20 protein-coding genes and 1 pseudogene are annotated in these 25,026 nt (G+C 70.7%); 1 reads left to right on the top strand and 20 read right to left on the bottom strand.

From position 1 onward, the window contains the following. Nucleotides 1-74: 74 nt before the first annotated feature. The 18 genes and pseudogenes from pyrF to M3E84_RS12435 form a co-directional block, all read right to left on the bottom strand. Nucleotides 75-983 (bottom strand): orotidine-5'-phosphate decarboxylase, encoded by a 909-nt coding sequence (gene pyrF, locus M3E84_RS00175; protein ID WP_259893819.1) that lies wholly within the window; start codon nt 981-983, stop codon nt 75-77. Beyond that, a complete protein-coding gene (gene carB, locus M3E84_RS00180; RefSeq protein WP_259893821.1) occupies nt 976-4,311 on the bottom strand; it encodes a carbamoyl-phosphate synthase large subunit in 3,336 nt (1,111 codons plus the stop codon). The genes pyrF and carB overlap by 8 nt, the downstream gene beginning before the upstream one ends. Beyond that, nucleotides 4,311-5,564: a glutamine-hydrolyzing carbamoyl-phosphate synthase small subunit gene (carA, locus tag M3E84_RS00185; RefSeq protein ID WP_259893823.1), complete on the bottom strand. Its 1,254-nt coding sequence runs from the start codon at nt 5,562-5,564 to the stop codon at nt 4,311-4,313. The genes carB and carA overlap by 1 nt, the downstream gene beginning before the upstream one ends. After that, entirely contained in the window at nt 5,561-6,121 is a 561-nt protein-coding gene (locus M3E84_RS00190; protein ID WP_259893825.1) for an ABC transporter permease, read from the bottom strand. Before M3E84_RS00190 ends, carA begins: the two co-directional genes overlap by 4 nt. A 5-nt stretch (nt 6,122-6,126) precedes the next feature. Further along, a complete protein-coding gene (locus M3E84_RS00195; RefSeq protein ID WP_259893826.1) occupies nt 6,127-7,497 on the bottom strand; it encodes a dihydroorotase in 1,371 nt (456 codons plus the stop codon). Continuing rightward, a complete protein-coding gene (locus M3E84_RS00200; RefSeq protein WP_259893828.1) occupies nt 7,494-8,495 on the bottom strand; it encodes an aspartate carbamoyltransferase catalytic subunit in 1,002 nt (333 codons plus the stop codon). Before M3E84_RS00200 ends, M3E84_RS00195 begins: the two co-directional genes overlap by 4 nt. Further along, nucleotides 8,492-9,118 (bottom strand): bifunctional pyr operon transcriptional regulator/uracil phosphoribosyltransferase PyrR, encoded by a 627-nt coding sequence (gene pyrR / locus M3E84_RS00205; RefSeq protein ID WP_396415520.1) that lies wholly within the window; start codon nt 9,116-9,118, stop codon nt 8,492-8,494. The genes M3E84_RS00200 and pyrR overlap by 4 nt, the downstream gene beginning before the upstream one ends. Before the next feature lie 408 nt (nt 9,119-9,526). Then, nucleotides 9,527-9,934 (bottom strand): annotated as a pseudogene (nusB, locus tag M3E84_RS00210) (transcription antitermination factor NusB); the annotation flags it as partial. Further along, nucleotides 9,931-10,494: an elongation factor P gene (gene efp / locus M3E84_RS00215; RefSeq protein WP_259893830.1), complete on the bottom strand. Its 564-nt coding sequence runs from the start codon at nt 10,492-10,494 to the stop codon at nt 9,931-9,933. The gene efp and the pseudogene nusB, both read right to left, overlap by 4 nt. A 110-nt stretch (nt 10,495-10,604) precedes the next feature. Continuing rightward, the gene (gene aroB, locus M3E84_RS00220) at nt 10,605-11,690 is read right to left on the bottom strand and encodes a 3-dehydroquinate synthase (protein WP_259893831.1); all 1,086 of its coding nucleotides are present in this window, start codon (nt 11,688-11,690) and stop codon (nt 10,605-10,607) included. 72 nt (nt 11,691-11,762) lie between these two features. Continuing rightward, a complete protein-coding gene (locus tag M3E84_RS00225) occupies nt 11,763-12,350 on the bottom strand; it encodes a shikimate kinase (RefSeq protein ID WP_259893833.1) in 588 nt (195 codons plus the stop codon). Then, nucleotides 12,347-13,594: a chorismate synthase gene (aroC, locus tag M3E84_RS00230; protein ID WP_259893835.1), complete on the bottom strand. Its 1,248-nt coding sequence runs from the start codon at nt 13,592-13,594 to the stop codon at nt 12,347-12,349. The genes M3E84_RS00225 and aroC overlap by 4 nt, the downstream gene beginning before the upstream one ends. Nucleotides 13,595-13,696: 102 nt before the next feature. Further along, nucleotides 13,697-14,587 carry a shikimate dehydrogenase gene (locus M3E84_RS00235; RefSeq protein WP_259893837.1) on the bottom strand — a complete coding sequence of 297 codons (891 nt, stop codon included), beginning with the start codon at nt 14,585-14,587 and terminating at the stop codon, nt 13,697-13,699. Beyond that, nucleotides 14,584-15,762, bottom strand: coding sequence for an endolytic transglycosylase MltG (gene mltG, locus M3E84_RS00240; RefSeq protein WP_259893840.1), 1,179 nt, complete (start codon nt 15,760-15,762; stop codon nt 14,584-14,586). Before mltG ends, M3E84_RS00235 begins: the two co-directional genes overlap by 4 nt. Next, nucleotides 15,759-16,358: a Holliday junction resolvase RuvX gene (gene ruvX / locus M3E84_RS00245; RefSeq protein ID WP_259893842.1), complete on the bottom strand. Its 600-nt coding sequence runs from the start codon at nt 16,356-16,358 to the stop codon at nt 15,759-15,761. Before ruvX ends, mltG begins: the two co-directional genes overlap by 4 nt. A gap of 10 nt (nt 16,359-16,368) precedes the next feature. After that, on the bottom strand, nt 16,369-19,056 hold the full coding sequence (gene alaS, locus M3E84_RS00250; protein ID WP_259893844.1) for an alanine--tRNA ligase: 2,688 nt from the start codon (nt 19,054-19,056) through the stop codon (nt 16,369-16,371). Next, nucleotides 19,050-19,526, bottom strand: a complete 477-nt coding sequence (locus M3E84_RS00255) for a hypothetical protein (protein ID WP_259893847.1) — start codon at nt 19,524-19,526, stop codon at nt 19,050-19,052. The genes alaS and M3E84_RS00255 overlap by 7 nt, the downstream gene beginning before the upstream one ends. Next, nucleotides 19,523-20,242 carry a DUF948 domain-containing protein gene (locus M3E84_RS12435; RefSeq protein WP_396415522.1) on the bottom strand — a complete coding sequence of 240 codons (720 nt, stop codon included), beginning with the start codon at nt 20,240-20,242 and terminating at the stop codon, nt 19,523-19,525. Before M3E84_RS12435 ends, M3E84_RS00255 begins: the two co-directional genes overlap by 4 nt. A gap of 303 nt (nt 20,243-20,545) precedes the next feature. On the opposite strand from M3E84_RS12435, the gene M3E84_RS00265 reads away from it, so the two are divergent. Next, nucleotides 20,546-22,342: a S8 family serine peptidase gene (locus tag M3E84_RS00265; RefSeq protein ID WP_259893849.1), complete on the top strand. Its 1,797-nt coding sequence runs from the start codon at nt 20,546-20,548 to the stop codon at nt 22,340-22,342. 138 nt (nt 22,343-22,480) lie between these two features. Here the strand turns inward: M3E84_RS00265 and rpsD are convergent, their stop codons facing one another. Both rpsD and glpK read right to left on the bottom strand, forming a co-directional pair. Beyond that, nucleotides 22,481-23,116: a 30S ribosomal protein S4 gene (rpsD, locus tag M3E84_RS00270; RefSeq protein ID WP_259893850.1), complete on the bottom strand. Its 636-nt coding sequence runs from the start codon at nt 23,114-23,116 to the stop codon at nt 22,481-22,483. Nucleotides 23,117-23,406: 290 nt separating this feature from the next. Next, nucleotides 23,407-25,020, bottom strand: coding sequence for a glycerol kinase GlpK (gene glpK / locus M3E84_RS00275; protein WP_259893852.1), 1,614 nt, complete (start codon nt 25,018-25,020; stop codon nt 23,407-23,409). Nucleotides 25,021-25,026: the final 6 nt, after the last annotated feature.

The raw sequence follows: 25,026 nt of genomic DNA on the forward strand, positions 1-25,026 counted from the left end.
TCATAGCGGAGGTGGTATAGGACCTGGGCCGATGCCGTCGCGGAGGCTGCTCCGCGACGGCATCGGGAGTCGGTTCAGAGCGCGCAGAGCTGTGGGGACAGCTCGGCCTGCGCAGCGCTCACGGCCTCGCCCAGCGCCTGGGACTCAGGTCCGGCCGCGAGGATCCCGCGCGAGGAGTTGACCAGCACTCGCCCCCTGACCTGGGCGAACATTGCGCCGAGGTCACGGGCGGTCGCGCCCTGAGCTCCGTAGCCAGGGGCCAGCACCAGGCCGTCGAGCCCGGTCAGATCCACTCCCACCTGCGCGATCGCCTCTCCGGTGGTCGCTCCGACGACGAGTCCGTGCGGTCCCGTAACGAAGCGGTCATAATGCGCGTCCTCCCCGGGCATGACCTGCGTCGATGCTGAGACCACCCCCGCATTGCGCTGGGAGACGGCTTCGGCTACCGCCGCGGCCACGGACTGCGCCCCGCCCCGGTGCTGCACCGAGGCCCCTTCCGGATTGGAGGTCAGGGCCAGCACGAACGTGCCGCGGCCCGTGGCCTCGGCCAGCTCGAAGGCCGGCTCCAGCGCACCGGCGCCCAGATAGGGGCTCAGCGTCACGGCATCGGCGCGCAGCGAGGACTCCTCGGCCAGCCAGGTTCTGGCGTAGGCCTGCATGGTCGAGCCGATGTCTCCGCGCTTGGCATCAGCGATCGAGAGGATCCCTGCCTGGCGGCAGGCCTCGAGGGTCTGCTCCAGCACCGCCATGCCGGCGGAGCCGTAGGCCTCGTACCAGGCGACCTGCGGCTTGATCGCGGCCACCTGCCCCTCGAGCGCCTCCACGACGCCCCGTGAGAAGCGCAGCAGTCCCGCCGGGGACTGGGGCAGGCCCCAGGCCTCCAGCAGTGCGGGATGGGCATCGATCCCGACGCACAGCGGACCGTGCTCGGCGATGGCCGCCGCCGCCCGGGTGCCGAAGCTCGGCCGCACCGACTCAGCCACGGGCCGGCTCCGCCGACTCGCGGGCGGCGGACACCGAGGCGCGCAGCCGCTGCTCGTGGACCTGCAGCGGGGTCACGTCCCAGGTGTGCTCGCGCAGCGCCGTCACCGCCTGCACCACTGCGCCCAGCTGGGCCACGGTGGTCACGATCGGCATGCCGACGGAGGTGGCCGCCGCACGGATCTCGTAGCCGTCGCCCCGGGAGTCCCCGCCGCTGGAGGGCGTGTTGAACACCAGGTCGATCTCGCCGTTCTCGATCAGGTCCACGACGGTGCGCTCCTGCGAGCCGCGATCCGAGATCTTGGCCACGACGGTCGAGTCGATCCCGTTGCGACGCAGCACCTTGGCGGTCCCGCCCGTGGTCACGATCTCGAAGCCGAGATCCCGGAACATGCGCACATAGGCCACCGCCGCGCGCTTGTCCTTGTTCGCGACCGAGACGAAGACCCGGCCCTGCGTGGGCAGTGCCACCCCGGCACCGGCCTGGGCCTTGGCGAAGGCGGTGTCGTAGTGCTCGTCGAAGCCCATGACCTCGCCGGTCGAGCGCATCTCGGGGCCCAGCAGCGAGTCCACGGCACGGCCCTCGGCGGTGCGGAAACGCGCGAACGGGAGCACAGCCTCCTTCACGGCCACCGCGGCGTCATCCGGCAGGTGGGAGCCATCGCCCTCGGGCAGCAGCACGCCGTCGGCGCGCAGCTGGCGGATGCTCACGCCGGTGCCGATCAGCGCCGCGGCCTTGGCCAGCTGCACCCCCGTGGCCTTGGAGACGAACGGCACGGTGCGCGAGGCGCGCGGATTGGCCTCGATCACGTAGAGGATGTCGGCGGCCAGGGCGAACTGGATGTTGATCAGCCCGCGTACGCCCACCCCGGCTGCGATCGCTTCGGTGGCCTGGCGCACGCGCTCGAGCACGTCCGGGCCCAGGGTCACCGGCGGCAGGGTGCATGCCGAGTCGCCGGAGTGGATGCCGGCCTCCTCGAGGTGCTCCATGATCCCGCCGACGTAGAGGCTCTGACCGTCGTAGAGGGCGTCGACGTCGATCTCGATCGCGTCCTCGAGGAACTTGTCGATCAGCGCCGGGCGCTTCGGGGAGACCTCGGTGGCGTTGTCCAGATAGGTGCGCAGCTGCTCGTCGGTGTAGACGATCTCCATGCCGCGCCCGCCCAGCACATAGGAGGGGCGCACCAGTACCGGGTAGCCGATCTCGGCGGCGATGACCCGTGCGTCCTCGAAGGTCGAGGCCGTGCCGTTGCGCGGCTGCAGCAGTCCGGCGTCGTGGAGCACGCGGGCGAAGGCGCCGCGGTCCTCGGCCAGATCGATGGCCTCCGGCGTGGTGCCCAGGATGGGGACACCGGCGGCCTTGAGCTGCTCGGCCAGCTTGAGCGGGGTCTGCCCGCCCAGCTGCACGAACACACCCAGCAGCCCGCCGGTGGCCCGCTCGGCGGCGATGACCTCCATGACGTCCTCGAAGGTCAGCGGCTCGAAGTACAGGCGCGTGGAGATGTCGTAGTCGGTCGAGACCGTCTCCGGGTTGCAGTTGAGCATCACGGTCTCGTAGCCGGCCCCGCCCAGAGCCATCGAGGCGTGCACGCACGAGTAGTCGAACTCGATGCCCTGCCCGATGCGGTTGGGCCCCGAGCCCAGGATCAGCACCGAGTTCGCCCCGTGCTGGCCCACCTCGGTCTCCTCATCGTAGGAGGAGTAGTGGTACGGCGTGTAGGCCTCGAACTCGGCTGCGCAGGTGTCCACGGTCTTGAAGACGGGACGCACGCCGAGTGCGTGGCGCACCCCGCGCACGACGTCCTCCGAGACGGCGGCCAGCGCACCGATCTGGGCGTCGGAGAAACCATGGCGCTTGGCCAGGCGGAGCGTGTTCTCACTGAGATCAGCATCGGCGCGCACGGTCTCGGCGACCTCGTTGAGCAGGCAGATCTGGTCCAGGTACCAGGGATCGATCCCGGTGGCCGCGTGGACCTGCTCGATGCTGGCGCCGTTGAGCAGGGCCTGCTGCACCGCGTGGATGCGCTCGGTGGTCGAGGCGCGGGTGGCATCGACCAGTCGCTGGATCCCGTGCGGGCCCATCTCGATCTCGGGCCGAGTGAAGTCGAAGCTCGAGCCCTTCTGCTCGAGCGAGCGCATGGCCTTCTGCAGCGCCTCGGTGAAGCTGCGCCCGATGGCCATGGCCTCGCCGACCGACTTCATGGTGGTCGTCAGCGTGGGGTCGGCCGCCGGGAACTTCTCGAAGGCGAAGCGCGGGCACTTGACCACGACGTAGTCCAGCGTGGGCTCGAAGGACGCCGGGGTCTTCTTGGTGATGTCGTTGGGAATCTCATCCAGGGTGTAGCCCAGCGAGAGCTTGGTCGCGATCTTGGCGATCGGGAATCCGGTGGCCTTGGAGGCCAGTGCGGAGGAGCGCGAGACGCGCGGGTTCATCTCGATGACGACCACGCGCCCGGTCTCGGGCTCGACCGCGAACTGGATGTTGCAGCCGCCGGTGTCCACGCCGACCTCGCGGATCACGGCGATGGAGATGTCGCGCAGCTTCTGGTACTCGCGGTCGGTCAGCGTCTGCGCTGGGGCCACGGTGATCGAGTCGCCGGTGTGCACGCCCACGGGGTCGAAGTTCTCGATCGAGCAGACCACCACGACGTTGTCGTTGCGGTCGCGCATCATCTCGAGCTCGTACTCCTTCCAGCCCAGGATCGACTCCTCGAGCAGGACCTCGGAGGTGGGGCTGTACTGGATGCCCGCACCGGCGATGCGGCGCAGGTCGGCCTCGTCGTAGGCCAGCCCGGAGCCGAGACCGCCCATGGTGAACGACGGGCGCACGACCATGGGGTAGCCGAGCTGCTCGGCGGCGGCCAGGGCCTCGTCCATGGAGTGGACGATGATCGAGCGGGCGGATTCGGCGCCGCAGCGCTCGACGACGCCCTTGAAGGCCTCGCGGTCCTCGCCCAGGTTGATCGCTGCGATGTTCGCGCCGATCAGCTCGACGTCGTACTTCTCGAGCACGCCGTTGGCATCGAGGGCGATCGCGGTGTTCAGCGCGGTCTGCCCGCCGAGGGTGGGCAAGACCGCGTCGGGGCGCTCCTGGGCGATGATCTTCTCGACCACCTCGGGGGTGATCGGCTCGACGTAGGTGGCGTCGGCGAACTCCGGGTCCGTCATGATCGTGGCCGGGTTCGAGTTCACGAGGATGACCCGCAGGCCCTCCTCCTTGAGAACGCGCAGGGCCTGGGTGCCCGAGTAGTCGAACTCGGCGGCCTGCCCGATCACGATCGGGCCGGAGCCGATGACCAGGACGCTGTTGAGATCGTTCCTGCGCGGCATCAGTTCTGGGCCTCCTGGCTGGGGTTGTGCGTGGTGGTCTGCTCGGCGATGTCCGCGCCGGCGACGACGGCCTCGGCCTGCGCGCCGCCCCTGAAGGGCTCACGGGTGCGCAGCATCTTGACGAAGCGGTCGAAGAGGTAGGCGGCGTCATGCGGACCGGCCGCCGCCTCGGGGTGGTACTGGACGGAGAAGGCGGGGATGTCCAGGCAGTTCAGGCCCTCGACCACCTGGTCGTTGAGCCCGATGTGGCTGACCTCCACTCGCCCGAAGCCGCCGGCGGGCGCCTCGACGGGCCCGTCGAGCGGGGCGTCGACGGCGAAGCCGTGGTTCTGCGCGGTGATCTCCACCTTGCCGGTGCGGCGGTCCAGCACGGGCTGGTTGATGCCGCGGTGGCCGAAGGGCAGCTTGTAGGTCCCGAAGCCCAGGGCCCGGCCCAGCAGCTGGTTGCCGAAGCAGATCCCGAAGAAAGGGATGCCCGAGCGCAGGACCTCGCGCAGGACCTCGATCTGGGCCTCGGCGGTCTCCGGATCGCCGGGACCGTTCGAGATGAACACGCCATCGGCGCCCAGCTCGCGGATCTGCTCAGCGGTCGTGGCCGCCGGCAGCACGTGCACGCGCAGGCCCCGCTCGGCCATCCGCCGAGGCGTCATGGACTTGATCCCCAGATCGATCGCGGCCACCTGGCCGATGACCTCGTCGTCCCAGCCGTGATCGGCCGGTTCGACCGTGTAGGCCTGCTCGGTCGTCACGGTCTCGGCCAGGCGCTGACCGGCCATCGACGGCTGCTCGCGGACCTGGGCGATCAGCTCGTCGACGGGGCGCGAGCCCAGGGCCTCGCCCGAGAAGATCCCGGCGCGCATGGCCCCGGCGCTGCGCAGGTGGCGCGTCACCGCGCGGGTGTCGATGTCGCGGATGCTCACGATGCCCTGCTCGGCGAGCAGCTCGTCGAGGGTCTTCTCGTTGCGCCAGTTCGAGGCCACGCGGGCGGCGTCGCGGGCTGCGTAGCCTGCGACCCACACGCGGCGGGACTCGTCGTCCTGCGCGTTCGTGCCCGTGTTGCCCACGTGCGGTGCGGTCATGACCACGATCTGGCCCGCGTACGACGGGTCCGTCAGGGTCTCCTGGTAGCCGGTCATGCCGGTCGAGAACACGGCCTCGCCGAGGGTGCGCCCCTCGGCGCCCCAGGCGCTGCCGCGGAAGGTGCGCCCGTCCTCCAGCACGAGGATCGCGGGGGTCGGTGATAGTGCGCTCACGAAGCGGTCTCCTGGTTCTGCGATGCGGATGCGGCGCCTTCGCGGGGCGTCGCGGAAGTCTGTGCGGTGCTGTAGGCGGCCAGCGCCTCGAGCAGCCGGGGGCGGTCCTCGGAGCGCTGCGGCCGGAAGCCGGTGTCCACCGGCTCGCCCTCGTAGTCCCAGGTCACCATGACGAGTCCGCCGGGCTCGACGAACTTGCCGATCATGCCCGAGCCCGTGCCGCAGTCGGCGACGGCCCGTGCTGCGATCCACACGGGCTGAGCACCCGTGCGATCCATGAGCAGCCCGTCCTCGTAGAGCAGGACCCGCGCTCGGGTGCGCACACCCAGGCCGTGGCCGACCAGCCGGTCCATCGTGTTGCCGTGGCGCGTGGTGGCCACGTACATGCCGTCCACGTGACCGATCGATTCCCGCTGCTCGATGTCAGCGGGCAGCACGGGCAGCGGGGCCCGGGACTCGTCGCGGCGACGACGACGCCGCCAGGCCAGCGCGGCCGGCACCAGGACCACGATGATCACGGCCAGGCCCCACAGGGCGGTCTGGAGCCTGTAGTCCATGCCGCTCACCGCCCCTGGTACGGGCCGCCGACGGTGCGGGCGGCATCGGGGTGCGGGCTGGAGAGCCGGCCCTCGAGCACGACGGGGTGCCCGCGCAGCAGGGTCGCGCGCACAGCGCCCGGCAGCCTCAGTCCGCGGTAGGGGCTGTTGCGGCCCTTGCTGGCGTGGGCCTCGGGGTCGACGACGGTCTCGGCGGCCGGGTCGAAGAGCACGATGTTGGCGGGCTCGCCCTCGGCCAGGGGCCGACCCTGCTCCCCCAGCCCGCCGATGCGCGCCGGCGTCTCGGAGAGCACCCGGGCCACGTCCGCCCAGGTGAGCAGCCCGGTGTCCACGAGAGTGTGCTGGGCGATCGACAGGGCGGTCTCCAGCCCGGTCATGCCGTGGGCGGCACCGGACCACTCGCATTCCTTGTCCTGGCGCGGGTGCGGGGCGTGGTCGGTGCCGATGACATCGATCGTGCCGTCGGCGACGGCCTGGCGCACGGCCTGAACGTCCTCCTCGGTGCGCAGCGGCGGGTTGACCTTGTAGACGGGATCGAAGGTGCGCACGAGCTCGTCGGTGAGCAGCAGGTGGTGCGGGGTCACTTCCGCGGTGACCTCGATCCCGCGCTCCTTGGCCCAGCGCACGAGCTCGACCGAGCCCTTGGTGGACAGGTGGCAGATGTGCAGGCGCGAGCCCACGTGCTGGGCGAGCAGGACGTCGCGGGCGATGATCGCCTCCTCGGCGACCGCCGGCCAGCCGGCCAGGCCCAGATCCGCCGAGACGGAGCCCTCGTTCATCTGGGCGTCCTCGGTCAGGCGCGGGTCCTGGGCGTGCTGGGCGACGACGCCGCCGAAGGTCTTGACGTACTCCAGGGCCCGGCGCATCAGCAGCGGGTCGTGGACGCACTTGCCGTCATCCGAGAAGACGCGCACGGCCGCACGGGACTCAGCCATGGCGCCGATCTCGGAGAGCTGCCCGCCGCCCAGCCCGACGGTCACCGCGCCGATGGGCTGGACCTGCGCCCAGCCGGCGTCGCGGCCCAGGCCCCAGACCTGCTCGACCACTCCGGCGGTGTCGGCCACCGGATCCGAGTTGGCCATGGCGAAGACCGCGGTGAAGCCGCCGAGGGCCGCCGCGCGCGTGCCGGTCTCCACGGTCTCGGCGTCCTCGCGGCCCGGCTCGCGCAAGTGGGTGTGGATGTCCACCAGGCCGGGCAGGGCGATCAGGCCCTCCGCCTCGATCACCCGGGCGTCGGGGTCCTCGAGGCCCTCGCCGATGCGCTCGATGCGGCCCTCGGCCACGAGCAGATCGGCCGTGTACTCGCCCAGCAGGCAGGCGCCGCGGATCAGCCAGCGCTGCGCGCCGGTCGCGGACGGGTCGTGGGCGGGGCTCATCGGTTCTCCTCGGGGCTGAAGGGATCGCTGCCGGCGGTCTCGTCCTCGCCGGTCAGCAGCAGGTACAGGCAGGCCATCCGCACCGAGACGCCGTTGGCGACCTGCCGCAGCACGGTCGAGCGCGGCGAGTCGGCGGCCTCGGAGGAGATCTCCAGGCCGCGGTTCATGGGACCGGGGTGCATGATCGCGGTCTCCAGCCCGGAGTCGTCCAGCAGCTGCAGGCGCTCGTGCGTGAGGCCCCAGGTGCGGGCGTACTCGGCCTCGGACGGGAAGAACGCGGCGTGCATGCGCTCTCGCTGCACGCGCAGCATCATCACGGCGTCCGGGCCCTCGGCCAGGGCCTCGTCCAGGTCGAAGCGCACCTCGACCGGCCAGTGCTGCACGCCCACCGGGACCAGCGTGGGAGGGGCCACCAGGGTCACGCGAGCCCCCAGCGTGGACAGCAGCCACATGTTGGAGCGCACCACGCGCGAATGCAGGACATCGCCCACGATCACCACGTGCGTGCCCTCGAGGTCGGTGCCCGTGGGGTCCACCCCAGCCAGGCGCGCGCGGTGCTGGCGCAGTGTCATGGCATCGAGCAGGGCCTGTGTGGGGTGCTCGTGCTTGCCGTCGCCGGCGTTGAGCACGGCAGCATCGATCCACCCGGCGGTCGCCAGCTGCTGCGGTGCGCCCGAGGCACCGTGGCGGATCACGACGGCATCGGCGTTCATGGCCATCAGGGTCTGGGCGGTGTCCTTCAGGGACTCTCCCTTGGAGACCGAGGATCCCTTGGGCGAGAAGTTCAGCACGTCCGCGGAGAGGCGCTTGGCGGCCGTCTCGAAGGAGATCCGCGTGCGCGTGGAGTCCTCGAAGAACAGGTTCACGACGGTGCGTCCGCGCAGAGCGGGCAGCTTGCGCACGGACTGCTGCCCCAGCTCTCCCATGCGCTCGGCGGTGTCGAGGATCTGCAGCGCCTCGGCGCGGGTCATCTCCCGAGTGCTCAGCAGGTGCTTCATCCCTCGATCACCACCTGGTCGGTCTCCTGCGCGCTCGCCTCGGCGCTTCCGTCGATCTCGGACAGCCGCACGCGGACCCGCTCCTGGGAGGAGGTGGGGAGGTTCTTGCCGACGAAGTCGGCGCGGATCGGCAGCTGGCGGTGGCCGCGGTCGACCAGCACCGCCAGCCGCACGATCTCCGGTCGGCCCAGCTCCGTGAGGGCGTCCAGGGCCGCACGGATGGTGCGACCGGAGTAGAGGACGTCGTCCACCAGGACCACGGTGCGGCCGTCGATGCCGGCCTCGGGCAGGCGGGTGGGCCAGGGGACGCGCGAGCCGGAGGTGCGCAGGTCGTCGCGGTACATGGTGACGTCGAGCTGGCCGAGGGAGGTCTGCGGATCGAAGTCGTCGAACTGGGCGATCTTGGCCGCCAGTCGCTGCGCCAGCGGATAGCCGCGGCGCGGGATGCCCATGAGCACCAGGCTCTCAGCGCCCCGGTTGGACTCCAGGATCTCGTGGGCGATGCGCGTCAGCGCCCTGTCGATGTCGGCCGGAGCCAGGATCCGCCGTGCGCCCGGGGCGCCGCCGTCCTGCTCGCGGCCAGATCTGTGCGTCGCCGTCTCTGGGAGAGTCTCCTCTGCCACGGTGCCGCCTCCTTCCCCGCCTCTCCGGACGGACTTAAAGGGTGCTGTGCCGAGGGCAACCCTAGCACCGGGCCCCTGTCCTCCCGACGAGCGCCGTCTGCGCAGCAGCATCCCTGAGCCTGGGGCCCGCATGCGACAGCGCGCACCGGTGCGATCACCGGTGCGCGCTGTGCGCAGCTGCCGAGATGACCTTCACGCCGCCCCGGGGCCTCCCGCAGGCTCGGCCGATTCCTCGGCGGACTCGCCGGAGGAGACAGTGTCATCCGAGCTGGGCGCCAGAACCTGCGCGCCGTCCAGCTCCGGCTCGTCGAAATCGGGCAGGGCCACGCCCTGCTCCTGCTCAGCGGACTCGGCCAGGACCTGCGCCACCGTGGGCTGGTCTCCGGCCTGCGGATCCGCCTGCTGGGCCGCCAGCAGCGTGGGCTTGATCTTCTGCAGGCGCCCGAGCAGGCCGTTGACGAAGCCCGGGGAGTCATCGGTCGACAGCTCGCGGGCCAGCCCCACGGCCTCGGCCACGGCCACGGCATCCGGGACGTCGTCGTTGTAGAGCAGCTCCCATGCCCCCACGCGCAGCAGCGTGCGGTCCACTGCCGGCATGCGCTCCAGCGTCCAGCCGCGCGACCAGGTCTGCACGGCCTCGTCGATCTCCGGGCGGCGCAGCAGCACCCCGCGGATGATCTCCTCCGTGTAGGCGCCGAGCTGCTTGTCGTCGTGGGCTCGGCGCCGCGTCATGACCTCCAGGGCGGGCTCACCGCGCTGCTCGGCCTCGAAGAGGACCTCGACGGCCCGGGTGCGGGCCCTTCCGCGTGCGCTCATTCGGAGACGCGGCCCAGGTAGTCGCCCGTGCGGGTGTCGACCTTGACGCGCGTGCCCGCCTCGACGAACAGGGGAACCTGGATCTGGTAGCCGGTCTCGACCGTGGCGGGCTTGGTGCCGCCGGTGGAACGGTCGCCCTGCAGGCCCGGAGCCGACTCCGTGATCTCGAGCACGACCGACGGCGGCAGCTCGATGTACAGGGGCGTGCCCTCGTGGAAGGCGATGGTGGCGTTCGAGGCCTCGAGCATGAAGTTCTCGGCGTCGCCGACCACCGAGGCCGGGACCAGGACCTGGTCGTAGGTGTCGTTGTCCATGAAGACGAAGTCGTCGCCGTCCTTGTACAGGTACTGGTACTCGGAGCGATCGACCGTGGCGGTGTCCACCTTGGCGCCGGCGTTGAAGGTCTTGTCGACGACCTTGCCGGAGGTGATGTTGCGCATCTTGGTGCGCACGAACGCCCCGCCCTTGCCCGGCTTGACGTGCTGGAACTCGATGACGCTCCAAAGATTGCCGTCGATCTTCAGGACGGTGCCGTTCTTGATGTCGTTCGAGGTGGCCATGCTCTCTCTCTCGTCGCCTGGGCGTCCGGCACTGCGGACGCGTGCGGATCGCGGATCATCCTAGCAAGGGCGGGACCTGCCCCGGTGGCGCAGGCCCCGCCAGGGGCGGCTCAGACCGCGACCTCCTGGTACACCGCGTAGAGGATCGACTGATCCGGGACCTCCATGATGCGGGGCCGGGCGATCCCGTCCAGCACCACGAAGCGCAGCAGCCCGCCGCGGGTCTTCTTGTCCCGTTTCATGACCTCGAGCAGCTTGGGCCACTGGTCGTAGCGGTAGGTGATCGGCAGCCCCAGGGACTCCAGGATGCTGCGGTGGCGATCCACGACCTCGTCCGTCAGCGTCCCGTTGGTCCGGGCCAGCTCCGCGGCGAACATCATGCCGACCGACACGGCCGCGCCGTGTCGCCACTGATAGCGCTCGTTCTGCTCGATCGCATGCCCCAGGGTGTGGCCGTAGTTGAGCATCTCGCGCTCCCCCGACTCCCGCAGGTCCCCGGAGACGACGCCGGCCTTGACCCGCACAGAGCGCTCCACGAGCTCGCGCAGCACCGGCGAGGCGGGATCCGTCGCTTCCTCGAGATGTTGCTCGATCAGCTCGAGGATCCGCTCATCGGCGATGAACCCGCACTTGACCGTCTCGGCCATGCCGGTCAGCAGCTCATTGCGCGGCAGAGTCGAGAGCACATCGAGATCGCACAGCACGCCGGCCGGAGGGTGGAACGAGCCCACGAGGTTCTTGCCCTCGGAGGTGTTGATCCCGGTCTTTCCGCCCACTGCGGCATCGACCATGCCCAGGAAGGTCGTGGGCACGTGCACCACGCGGATGCCGCGCAGCCAGGTCGCGGCCACGAAGCCGGCCAGATCGCTCACGGCGCCGCCGCCGACCGAGACGATCGCGTCGGTGCGGGTGAAATCGGCCTGGCCCAGGGCCTGCCAGCAGAAGCCGGCGACTTCCAGGCGCTTGCCCTCCTCGGCATCAGGGATCACGGCCTGGAAGGCCTGATAGCCCTCCCCCTGCAGCTGCTCGACGACCACCTGGCCGTTGGCCTCGAGGGCCTGCGGGTGGATGACGAGGACCTTCTGGACGCGGCTGCCCAGGATCTCGGCCAGGTGGCCCATCAGGCCGCGGCCCACGAGCACCTCGTACTCGTCCTCGGGCCGCGTGCCGGTCACGGGGATGCGGGTGGTGGTCATGGCTCTCCTTCGCCCCGACCCGGCGCGACGAAGCGCGAAGGTCGGATCTTGCGGTGGTCTGGTTCGGCGGGCTCAGCCTGCGGCCAGGCGGCGCAGCGCCTGGATCTCCTCGTGCAGGTCCTCGGCGATCCTGGAGATCGGGCGGTTGCCGCTGGCGTCGAGGCGGATGTCCGCCAGGGCCTCGTAGGTGTCCCGGCGCTGGGACATGAGATCACGCCAGCGCTGGACGGGATCGCCCTTGAGCATGGGGCGGTTGCCCGTGCGACGCAGGCGTCGGCGCACCGAGCGCTCGTCGATCTCCAGGTAGGCGACCATCTCGTGCAGCAGCAGCTCCTCGACCGCGGGCGTCATGGGAGCGCCACCGCCCAGCGAGATGATCGAGTCGTCCAGCGACTCGTCCTCCAGCAGCTCGGCGATGGTCTCCGCCTCGATCCTGCGGAACTCGTCCTCGCCCCGGGCCTCGAACAGCTGCGGGATCTGCCCGTGGCGCTGGACGATCACCGAATCGGAGTCGGCGAAGCCGTAGCCGTAGCGCCGGGCCATGTACTTGGCCAGGTGCGATTTGCCCGCGGCCATGGGCCCGATCAGCACGATCGGGCCCTGGGAGGGCCCCAGATCCGCCTGCGGATCCGGTGCCGCGGGACGACGACGTCGGCTCACGCGTTGCGCTCCGGCGCAGGCCCCTCCGTGCCCTCGAACGCGTCGATCTCGCCGCTCGAGCGCAGCGCCTCCGGGATCGCGGCCAGGTAGGCGTCCTTGTTGCGCACGGTCTCGGCGATCGAGTCGCCGCCGAACTTCTCGAGCGCGGCCTCCGCGAGCACGAGCGCGACCATGGCCTCGGCCACCACGCCGGCGGCCGGCACGGCGCAGACATCCGAGCGCTGGTGGTGGGCCCGGGAGGCCTCGCGCGTGGCGATGTCCACGGTGCGCAGCGCCTTGGGGACGGTCGCGATGGGCTTCATGGCAGCCCGCACGCGCAGGACGTCTCCGATGGACATGCCGCCCTCGATTCCGCCGGCGCGATTGGAGACGCGGTGCACGCGGCCGTCGTCGCCGATCCTGATCTCGTCGTGGGCCTGCGTGCCGGGACGCGCGGCGGTGAGGAAGCCGTCGCCGACCTCCACGCCCTTGATCGCCTGGATGCCCATCAGCGCCCCGGCCAGGCGCGAGTCCAGGCGGCGGTCCCAGTGCACGTAGGAGCCCAGTCCCGGGGCCAGTCCGTAGGCCAGGACCTCGACGACGCCGCCGAGGGTCTCGCCGTCCTTGTGCGCGGCGTCGACGGCCTCGACCATCTTCGCCGAGGTCTCGGCGTCGTGGCAGCGCAGCGGATCGGCGTCCAGGGCCTCGACGTCGCCGGGCACCGGGCGCGCAGCATCGATCGGGGCCTCGACGCCGCCGACGGCCGTCGTGTGCGAGACCAGGCCCACGCCCAGCGCCTCGAGGATCGCAGCCGCCACCGTTCCGAGGGCCACGCGGGTGGCGGTCTCGCGAGCAGAGGCGCGCTCGAGCACGGGGCGGGCCTCGTCATGGCCGTACTTCTGCATGCCCGTGAAGTCGGCGTGGCCGGGGCGCGGGCGGGTCAGCGCCGCGTTGCGGGCGCGGCCCTCGAGCAGCGCCGGGTCCACGGGGTCGGCGGACATGACCGTCTCCCACTTGGGCCACTCGGTGTTGGCGATCTCGATCGCGACCGGCCCGCCCTGAGTCAGGCCGTGGCGCACGCCGCCGAGCAGCCGCACGCGGTCCTGCTCGAACTTCATGCGCGCCCCGCGACCGTAGCCAAGACGGCGACGGGCCAGCGCGGCCTGGATGTCGGCCGAGGTCAGGCTGACCCCGGCGGGAACGCCCTCGATGATGCCCACGAGGGCCTCTCCGTGGGACTCACCAGCACTCAGCCAGCGCAGCATGTTCAGCCTCTCGTCGTCGTGTGCTCCGCGCGTGCTCGCGGGAGCCTGTCCGGTGATCCGCGCCGATTCCGTCCCGGATCCGGCACGTGCGCCGGGCGGGTCTTACGGGCGGGACAGGACCGCCTGGGCGAGCTCGGGCCGGCCCGCGGCGGCGCACAGGGCGCGGATCACCTCGTGCTCATGGGGCAGGGTCTGGTCGATCGCTCGGCCGGTGAACAGCCGGATCTGGTCCAGGGCCTGCAGCACGAGCATATCCAGCCCGGGGACCACCGCGCCTCCGGCGCGCTGCCAGGCTCGGGCCAGCGCCGAGGGCCAGGGGTCGTAGGCGGCATCCAGCAGCGTGCCGCGGGTGCTGCGACCGCGCACCGCGGCCAGCTGGGCGGCCAGGGCATCGGCACCGTGCGGCGGCAGGGTCGAGACCACGAGATCGCAGCCGGCCAGCTGCTCGGCCGCCTCATCCCAGTCCCGGATCCGCACCGGCAGCCCGAGCCGATCGGCGGCCTCGACCGCGCGCTGGGCGCGCTCGCGAGAGCGCACCCAGAGATCGATCTGCTCCGCGCCCAGCTGCTGCAGCGCAGCCAGGGCGGCCGTGGCCGTCCCTCCCCCGCCGAGCACCGAGGCCCGTGGAGCCTCCGGCACCGGGCCAGCCGCCCGCAGCGAGGCGGCGATCCCGGCGACGTCCGAGTTGTGCCCCAGCAGGGAGCCGTCGGAGCGCGGGCGCAGCGTGTTGACCGTGCCGACGGCCGCTGCCCGATCCGTCAGCTCGTCGGCGACCTCGGCCGCCTCGGACTTCAACGGCATGGTCACCGACATGCCCCGCCAGGATGGATCTTGGCGCAGCAGGTCGATCTGCCCGGTGAGCTCGCCCTCCTCGAGGTCGTAGGCCCGGTAGTCGATCGCCTCCCCCAGCACCCGGTAGGCGGCCTCGTGCAGCCAAGGTGAGAGGGAGTGGCCGATCGGATGGCCGGCCACTCCCGCGTGCGCCCGACTCACTGGCACTTGTCCTCGTTCTCGGAGCACCACTGCTGGTACTCGTCGACGTTCTCCGCGTGCTCCTCGAGCGTGGAGGCGAACTTCGTCTCGCCGGTGTCGAGGTTCACCGTGACCCAGTAGTAGTAGTCGTTCTCGGCCGGATTGGCCGCGGCATCGATGGCCTCGGTGCTGGGCGAGCCGATCGGTCCCACGGGCAGGCCCGGATTGGCGTACGTGTTGTACTCATTCGACTCGTCCTGCTTCTCCTCCTCGGAGATGTGCACCGTGGTCTCGCCCAGGCCGTAGGCCACCGAGGCATCCGACTGGATGAGCCCGCCGGTTCCGGCGTCGGGATTGTCCAGGCGGTTGTAGATCGCACCGGCGACGTCGTCGTAGATATCCGGCACGCCCTCGAACTCGACGATCGAGGCCACGGTGAGGATCTCGAACTCGTCCTCCTCGGCCACACCGGCCTCCTCGAGCGCGGCGTTCGTGGCATCCACCATCTCCTGGAGGATCTCCTCCGGGGTGGCATCCAGAGCGAAGCGGTACTCGCCGGGATGCAGGTACCCCTCGATCGTCGGGAACTGATCCGAGATGCCGTACTGCGTGGGGTCCTCGGCGGCGTCCTCGAAGTCCTGCACCGAGTTCCCGGTGGCCTCGGAGAGGATCTCGAAGGTCTCGTCCATGCGGATCGTGCGCGGGACGGCGGCGTAGTCGGTCGCCTCGTCCTCCTGCATCAGCCTCCCGACGGCCGCGTCCGAGCTCATCTGGTGATTCAGCTCGTACTCCCCCGGCTGCACGAAGTCGCCTGCGTGGTTTTCGTTGAAGACCTCCACGAAGCGCTCGCCGTCGGCGACGATGTCCTCCTCCTCCAGAGCGAAAGCGATCTGAGCGACGGTCGCGCCCTCCTGGACGGTGAAGGTCACAGGGTCCTGGCCCTCGCCGCGGTAGTCGTGGCGCTCGAACCAGCCGAAGGTTGAGCCCAGCACGGTCACGGTGAGCACCACGGCCACGGTGAACAGCGCGATGGCCCCCAGCAGCGACATGTTGTGCTTCCGGGTCAGCCGACGCAGCTCTTCCGGCGATCGGTTCTCGGCCTCGAAGGCCCCCGCGATCTCGCGCGTCTCGCGCGGTGAGCCCCCGCCGGACGGGTCCTCGGTGTGCGCGTCGGTGCGCGGGTCCTGGTCGCTCACGACAGGTCTCCCTCCGGGTGGGCGGCCGCCTGCGCGGAGGCGACGGTGGTCTGGGCTGCTCGGGGACCGGTGTCGGCTCCGTCAGCGGGGGGAACATCCACTCCGGCGGGACCGCCGGAGCGTCTGATCATGGACAGGGCGGCCTCGAGGATGGTCACCGCAGCCTGGCGGTCCACCTTGTCCCGGTGCTCGCGCCGCGACACGCCCGCTTCCAGCAGGGCGCGGTGGGATTCGGTCGAGCTCCAGCGCTCGTCGAGCATGCGCACGGGCACGGACCACCCCTTGGCGGCCAGTCGCCGCTGCAGGCCCTGGGCCCAGGCGATCGCCGCTCGGGTGGAGTCCGTGTGCTTCCCGGACATGGCCAGCGGCAGCCCCACGACTACCTCGACGACCTCGTGCTCGTGGACCAGGTTGGCCGCAAGCTTGATGTCGAAGCCCTTGCGGCGGTCGCGCTCCAGGGTGGTCAGCGGCGTGGCCAGGATGCCGTCCGGATCGGACAGGGCCACACCGACGCGCACCGTGCCGACGTCGACACCCAGGCGCCGACCCGGCCGGACGGCCGTCGGCACCTGCGCGGTGAGCCCCTCGGAGGTCATGACCAAGGCCTCAGGCCTCTGCTCCGCCGCGCAGCTCGGCGCGGATGGCCTCGAGCGCGGCCCCCGTGCGGGCGGGATCCTGGCCGCCGCCCTGGGCGAGGTCGTCCTTGCCGCCGCCGCCGCCGCCGAGAACGCCTGCCGCGGTGCGCACCAGCGCACCGGCCTTGGCGCCCTCGGCGCGGGCCGACTCGGTCGTGGCCACGAGCACGAGCGGACGCCCGCCGGAGACGCCGGTCACGGCCACGACGGCCGCGCGGTCGCTGAGGCGCCCGCGCAGATCCAGCGCCAGGGCGCGCAGGTCATCGGCTCCGGAGACCTCGCCCATGTCGTGGGCCAGCACCGTCAGGGAGCCGATCTGCTGGGCCTGATCCAGCAGCGAGCCCGCCTGGGCCTGCAGCTTCTCGCGGCGCAGCTCGCCGAGCTGGCGCTCGGTCTCCTTGAGGCGATCCAGGGTGGACTGCAGGCGCTCGGGCAGCTCGGTGGAGGACTGCACCTTGAGCATGTCGGTCAGCTGGTTGACCAGCGTGCGCTCGGCGGCCAGGTGGTTGAACGAGTCCAGGCCCACCAGGGCCTCCACGCGGCGGTTGCCGGAGCCGACGGAGCCCTCCGAGATCAGCGACAGCGAGCCGATCTGCGCGGTGTCGTCCACGTGGGTGCCGCCGCACAGCTCGCGCGACCACTCGCCGTTCATCTCGACCACGCGCACCACATCGCCGTACTTCTCGCCGAACAGGCTCATGGCGCCCAGGGCGCGGGCCTCGTCGATCGGCATCTCGCGGGTGATGACCTCGTGGTCGTCGTGGATCACGGCGTTGGCCAGGCCCTCGACCTCCTGCTTCTGCGCGGTGGACAGCCCCTCGCCCCAGCTGAAGTCGAAGCGCAGGTAGCCCTCCTTGTTGAAGGAGCCGCGCTGGACGGCCTCCGGACTGAGGACCTCGTGCAGCGCCGCGTGCACGATGTGCGTGGCCGAGTGCGCCATCTCCCCGTCGCGGCGGCGGCGGACGTCGATCGCGGCCGTGACCTCGGAGCCGGCGGCCGCCTCGCCGGAGACGACCTTGCCGCGGTGGACCGACAGCCCCTTGACGGGCTGCTGGACATCCGAGACCCGGATGACGAAGCCGTCGCCGGAGATCGTGCCGGAGTCGGCGGCCTGGCCGCCGGACTCGGCGTAGAACGGGGTCGAATCGAGCACGACCTCGATCTCCTGGCCCTCGGACACGGCCGGGACGGTCTGGCCGTCGACGAGCAGAGCGCGGATCGTGGTCGCGGTGGAGAACTCGTCGTAGCCGGTGAACACGGAGCCGCGCTGCTCCTGCAGGGCGCGCAGCACCGAGAGGTCCTCGAAGCCGCCCTTCTTGGCCTTGGCATCCGCGCGGGCGCGCTGGCGCTGCTCCTCCATCAGGGAGCGGAAGGCCGTCTCGTCGACCGCGACACCGGCCTCAGCGGCCATCTCGAGGGTCATGTCGATCGGGAAGCCGTAGGTGTCGTGCAGGGCGAAGGCATCGGCACCGCCGACCGACCCGCCCTGGGCCTTGGCCGCGGAGACCGCCTGGTCCAGGCGAGCCGTGCCGGACTCGATCGTCTTCAGGAAGGCCTTCTCCTCGGCGTAGGCGATCCGGGAGATGCGCTCGAAGTCGTCCTTGACCACCGAGTAGACCTTGCCCATGACCTCGGAGGAGGCCGGCAGCAGCGTGGGCAGGCAGGGCTCGGCCACGCCCAGCAGGCGCATGGCGCGGATCGCGCGGCGCAGCAGGCGGCGCAGGATGTAGCCGCGGCCCTCGTTGCCGGGCACCACGCCGTCGCCGATGAGCATCAGCGAGGAGCGCACGTGATCGGCGACCACGCGCATGCGGACGTCGTCCTCGTAGCCCTCGTCCCCGGGGTTCTCGGAGCCGCGGTACGTGCGGCCGGAGAGCTTCTCGGCGGCGTCCAGGACGGGACGGACCTGGTCGGTCTCGTAGAAGTTCTCCACGCCCTGCAGCAGCATGGCCATGCGCTCGACGCCCATGCCGGTGTCGATGTTCTTCTTGGGCAGCTCGCCCAGGATCTCGTAGTCCTTGCCGCTGCCCTCGCCGCGCTGGTACTGCATGAACACGAGGTTCCAGATCTCGATGTAGCGGTCGTCGTCCGCCGCCGGGCCGCCCTCCTTGCCGTAGCGGGGGCCGCGGTCGTAGAAGATCTCGGAGTCGGGACCGGCCGGGCCGGGCTGGCCGGTGTCCCAGAAGTTCTCCTCCTTGGGCATGCGCTGGATGCGCTCATCCGGCACTCCCACGGTCTCGCGCCACAGCGCGTAGGACTCCTCGTCGTGCTCGTAGATCGTGATCCACAGCCGCTCCGGGTCCAGCCCGAACCCGCCGTCCTCGACGGAGCTGGTCAGCAGCTCCCATGCGAACGGGATGGCCTTCTCCTTGAAGTAGTCGCCGAAGGAGAAGTTGCCGGCCATCTGGAAGAACGTGCCGTGGCGAGCGGTCTTGCCCACCTCGTCGATGTCGAGCGTGCGGATGCACTTCTGGACGGAGGTGGCGCGGTCGTACGGCGCCTGCTCCTGGCCCAGGAAGTACGGGATGAAGGGGACCATGCCGGCGATGGTGAACATCGAACCGGGCTGGGCCGAGACCAGGGAGGCCGAGGGCACGACCGTGTGTCCCTTCTTCTCGAAGAAGCTCAGCCAGCGCTCGGTGATCTCGTGGGTCAGCATGTCGTCCTCTTGGTCCTCGGGTTCGTGATGGTCTGTGAAGTGACCGGCCGGAGCCGGTCGGTGCGCTCAGGAGCCGTCGCGGGGCCTGCGGCGGGCGCCTGGTCCTCGTGGTCGATGATCGTCGCCTCGCCTGCGCGCTGCCCGGCAGGCAGCTCATGCCTGTCTGCGACTGGCTCGCCCGCTCCAGCTCCGCGGCTGCGGCCGGTGCCGCCGAGCTGATCGCGCAGCTCGGTCTCGGCCTGGTCCATTCCCGCGCGGATGTCCTGGACCAGGCGCAGCGCGCGCGTGCCGAGTCGGTTCTCGCGCACCGGACCCGAGCGGGTCCGCTCCACGGGCTCGGCGGCGCCGCGACCGCGCTCGAGCGCCTGGGAGGCGGCTCGACGGCCGCGGTCGCTGCCGGCGGCACGCCCGGCCCCGACGCCGACGGCTGCGCCGGCCGCCAGCACGGCGAGCCGGGTCCATGCGCTCATGCTCGAGGTCCTTCCGCGTCTCGGCGCCCGGGCTGGTCGTCCTGCGCGGACTCGCGCCGTGCCACGCCGGGCTCGACGGACTCCGTCGACATGGTCTCACTGCTGGGCGACGCGGCGGCGGAGGCGCCGGTGCTGTCGATGTCCGGGTCGCTGTCCCACTCGGTGCCCTCCCACCAGGCGCCGCCCTGTTCGCGCACAGGCATGCCGTGGGCGGGCGCGGCGCGCATGGGCCCGGACTGCTCGGTGCCTGCGGCGGGACCAGCGTGGTCGGGCCCATCCGTCTCGGTCGGCGCCGGAGCCTCGGCAGCGGCCGCGCCTGCAGCCTGCTCGGCCTCTCGCGCCCTGCGCCGCTCCTCGCGACGGGCGCGGACGGCGTCGCTGCTGAACGCGCGGCGCACCCCGGAGGAGAACGCCGCGGTCTTGATGATGGGCTGTCCCACGGTGGAGGCCACCAGGGAGGTCATGGCAGACATGCTGGCCGAGGCGTCCGAGACGCTGTCGGTGATGACATCGACCTTCTCGAGCTGCGAGTTGGTCGTGGCGACCGTGCGCGTGACCTCCTGCAGCAGCGGCTCGGTCTCGTCGTTGAGGTCGCGGATCAGCACCCGCAGCTCATCGAAGACCCTGCCCAGCTTGACGATCGGAACCGCCAGCAGGGCGACGAGCACTGCGAACACGCCGGCGGCGATCAGCCCGGCGATATCTCCTCCGGTCATGTGCTGGGGGTGCTCCTTGCTCGGCGGCGGCAGCGATCGGGAGAACCTGCCCTGAGCCGCACGGATCCGGACGACGGACAGAGTCGGCGACAGGGCGTGCAGTGCGGGGACCACTGTAACAAAAAGGTCACGAAACCCGACGACAGCTGTGATGTGCGCATCGCCGCGTCTGCGCGAGGCGCCGCTGCGGACCGATATGTCCGAAGCCGTGCCGAATCCGCCCCGACCAGCACATACATGTGTGTATTGTGACCCCCACCACACCGCACCGTCGGTGTTCCGCTCTCGGATCAAGGGGGATCCATGCACCGCACCACACCCTCCCACGCGTCGCTCGACGCCCAGACGCCTCCCGCGCGCAGCCGCCGCCGCACTCGCGCCGTCGCAGCGCTGGCCTTCACCTCGGCCATGGCCCTGAGCTCCACCGGCGGGCTGCTGCCCGCCTATGCCGCGCCCTCCTCGGAGCAGTCGCCGCAGCGCCAGATCGTCCTGGCGGCCGAGGGAGCCGACGTCGGCCAGGCCGCCGCAGCCATCGAGGCCGCCGGCGGCGAGATCGCCGAGCGCAACGACGCGATCGGCCTGTTCACCGTCAACGGACCCGCGGACCTGGACCAGCGCCTGGAGTCCTCGGCCGCCATCGCCGGCGCCATGGACGACCAGGTCATCGGCTACACCCCTGATGCTCGCGTCGACAAGCGCCGCAAGGACACCGACGACGTGGAGCGCGCCCGCGCTGATCGCCCTGCGGTCACCGAGGCCCCGGACAACGTGCGGATCCCCCCGGGGCAGGCCAAGAAGCAGAAGGCTCCGGCCACCGCCGATGACCCGCTGCGCGACCGGCAGTGGAGCCTGGACATGATCGACGCGGACCAGGCGCATCGCACCGAGACGGGTGCAGGTGTCCGCGTGGGCGTCATGGACACCGGCGTGGACGGCACCCACCCGGATATCGCCCCCAACCTCAACTACGAGCTCTCGCGCAACTTCACCACCGACATCCCCGAGATCGACGGCGCATGTGAGGACGAGGTCGACGGCTCCTGCCAGGACGGCCCCACGGTCGACGAGGGCGGTCACGGCACGCATGTGGCCAGCACCATCGCCTCGCCCGTCAACGGCCTGGGCATCGAGGGCGTGGCGCCGGAGGCCGAGATCGTGAACCTGCGCGTGGGCCAGGACAGCGGCTACTTCTTCCTGGAGTCCACCCTCGAGGCGCTGACCTACGCCCCGTCGGTCGGCATCGACGTGGTGAACATGAGCTACTACATCGACCCCTGGGCCTTCAACTGCACCGACAACCCGGCTGACAGCCCGGAAGAGCAGCAGGCCCAGCAGCTGACGATCGAGGCCACCAACCGCGCCCTTAACTATGCCCAGGACCACGGCGTGACTCTCCTCGCCGCCATGGGCAACTCCCACATGGATCTCGGCGATCCCCAGGTCGACACCTCGAGCCCGAACCTGCCCGAGGGCGCGGCCCGAGAGCGCATGATCGACAACTCCTGCCTGGACATGCCCACCGAGGGCGACGGGGTCCTGAGCATCTCCGCCGTGGGTCCCTCCGGGATCAAGTCCGACTACTCCAACTACGGCACCGAGCAGACCACCGTGGCCGCTCCCGGCGGCTACTTCCGCGACTACGACGGCACCGATCAGGGCCGTCAGCCGGGCAATCTGATCCTGGCGGCGGTCCCGGCCCAGGTGGTGCGCGAGATGGGCATCCTGGACGAGAACGGCGAGTCCACGGATCCGTTCGTGGTCAGCGAGTGCGATGCCGCCGGTCAGTGCGCGTACTACGAGCACATGCAGGGCACCTCCATGGCCGCCCCGCACGCCACCGGCGTGGCCGCGCTGATCATCGGCAGCCACGGACAGCCCGACCGACAGCTCGGCGGCATGAAGATGCAGCCGAACCGGGTGGAGAAGCTGCTCGTGAGCTCCGCGCACGAGAAGGCCTGCGACGCGCCAGAGGTCACCTACCCCGGCCGCGACGACTCCTACACGGCCGCCTGCGCAGGCACCGCGGAGTTCAACGGCTTCTACGGCGCAGGGATCGTCAACGCGGCCAGCGCTGTGAGCCGCACCCCGCACAAGCACTGAGGACCGCCGCACCGGTGGGCCGTGACTCGCGGCGGCTCACCGGGCAGGCATGACGAAGGGCCCGCATCGTCCTGAGACGATGCGGGCCCTTCCGCCGTCCGGCCAGCCGCCGAGGCGGTCAGCCGAGGTTCAGCCTGATCAGGCCATGCGGGCGTAGTACTCGACCACGAGCTGCTCTTCGCAGGTCACGGGGATCTCCGAGCGCTCCGGCAGGCGGGTGTAGGTCGCCTGCAGCTTGTCGATCGAGACATCCAGGTAGGCCGGGGTGTCCGGGAGGACATCCTGGTGCGCGCCGGTGGCGGCGACCTGGAACGGGGCCATCTTCTCCGAGCGCGAGTGCACGTGGATCATCTGGCCGGGCTTGACCATGAACGACGGGCGATCGACGCGCTGGCCGTCGACCATGATGTGGCGGTGCACGACGAGCTGCCGGGCCTGTGCCATGGTGCGGGCGAAGCCAGCACGCAGGACCAGGGCATCGAGGCGGGACTCGAGCAGGGTCAGCAGGTTGGTGCCCGTACGACCCTCGCGGCGCTTGGCCTCGACGTAGGCGCGGTGCATCTGCTTCTCGCGGATGTTGTACTGCGCGCGCAGACGCTGCTTCTCGGTCAGGCGGACCTTGTAGTCCGAGTCCTGCTTGCGACGCGCACGGCCGTGCTCGCCGGGGGCGTACGGACGACGCTCGAAGTACTTCTCGGCCTTCGGGGTCAGCGCGATGCCGAGGGCACGCGACTTGCGCACCTGGCGGCGCGCGCGATTGGCGTTGTTGGACACTGTGGTCCCCTTTCATGCGGGCGGACCGGAATCCCCTCACAGCTGTGCGGGAATCCGATGCGCGTTCTGTTCGGCGCGGCCTCCGTCACGGCATCTTTCCGTGCGGAGAGCTGGGGATCAGCCGCAATCCCCTCACGCTGCAGGTCACCTGCTCGAGCCGCCCGGGTCCGTGCGGTTGGGACACGTCCGAGGTGCGCGAGGCAGGGCCTTGCCGGCCGACGGGCCACCATACCAGCTCGGGCGCCCCCGAACGGGGACGCCCGAGCCGACAGGTCAGGAGGAGCCGGAGATCACAGGACGTCGTCGTCCATCCACCCCAGGGTGCGCTCCACGGCCTTGTCCCAGTTGCGGGCCAGGCGCTCGCGCTCCTTCTTCTTCATGGTGGGCTCCCAGCGCTTGTCCTCCTCCCAGGCGGCGGCGACGTCGTCGATGCCGTCCCAGAATCCGACGGTGATGCCGGCGGCGTAGGCCGCGCCCAGGGCGGTCGTCTCGATGTTTTTGGGGCGGATCACGGTGGTGTTGAGCAGATCGGCCTGGAACTGCATCAGCAGGTCGTTGGCGCTCATGCCGCCGTCCACGCGGATCTCCTTCACGGGGGCATCTGCGTCGGTGTCCATGGTGAGCACGACGTCGCGCGACTGGAAGGCGGCGGCCTCCAGCGCGGCGCGGGCGATGTGGCGCTTGTCCACGTAGCGGGTCAGGCCCACGATCACGCCGCGGGCATCGGGGCGCCAGTGCGGGGCGAACAGGCCGGAGAACGCCGGGACGATGTAGGCCCCGCCGTTGTCCTCCGCCTCCGCGGCCAGCTTCTCGGTCTCGGGGGCCGAGGAGATCAGCCCCAGGTTGTCGCGCAGCCACTGCACGAGCGAACCGGTCACCGCGATCGAGCCCTCGAGGGCGTAGACCGGCTTCTGGTCCTCGATCTGATAGGCCACCGTGGTGATCAGCCCGTTGTCCGAGCGCGTGAGCTCGGTGCCGGTGTTCATCAGCACGAAGTTGCCCGTGCCGTAGGTGTTCTTGATCATGCCGGGCTCGAACACGGCCTGCCCGAACGTGGCCGCCTGCTGATCGCCCAGGATGCCCGCGATCGGCACACCGTGCAGCAGACCCCGACGACGCACCTCCCCGTAGACCTCGAGCGAGGAGCGGATCTCCGGGAGCATCTTCACCGGAACGCCGACCTTCTGGCAGAGGTCCTCGTTCCAGTCGAGGGTGTCGATGTTCATCAGCAGAGTGCGCGAAGCATTGGTGACATCGGTGATGTGCACCGAATCCGGCTTGCCCCCGGTCATGTTCCACACGAGCCACGAATCGATGGTGCCCGCGAGCAGCTCGCCCTTCTCGGCGCGCTTGCGGGCGCCCTTCACCTCATCGAGGATCCAGGAGATCTTGGGCCCGGCGAAGTAGCTGGCCAGGGGCAGGCCGGTGCGCTCCCGGAACAGCTCCTCGCCGTGCTTGTCCGCCAGCTTGTCCACGGCCTTCTGCGTGCGGGTGTCCTGCCAGACGATTGCGTTGTGGATCGGCTTGCCGGTCTCCTTCTCCCACACCACCGTGGTCTCGCGCTGATTGGTGATGCCCACGCCGGCAATCTGATCGGAGGAGATGTCGGCATCGGCAAGGGCATCGCCGACGACCTTGCGGACATTGCGCCAGATCTCCTTGGCGTCGTGCTCGACCCAGCCGGCGCGCGGAAAGATCTGCTTGTGCTCGAGCTGGGCCGAGGAGACGGCCCGGCCCTTCTGGTCGTAGACGATCGCGCGGGTGCTCGTGGTGCCCTGGTCGATCGAGATGACGTGGGTCTTCTCCGAATCCGCGCTGCGGGGCTTGGGGCTGGTGCCCTTGGCCGCCTTGGTCGCCTTGGGAGTCTTCTTGGTGCTGTCGGACTTCTGGGTGCTCTGGGACATCATCGT

This window comes from Kocuria sp. p3-SID1428, from assembly GCF_025149945.1.
Classification (GTDB): Bacteria; Actinomycetota; Actinomycetes; order Actinomycetales; family Micrococcaceae; genus Kocuria.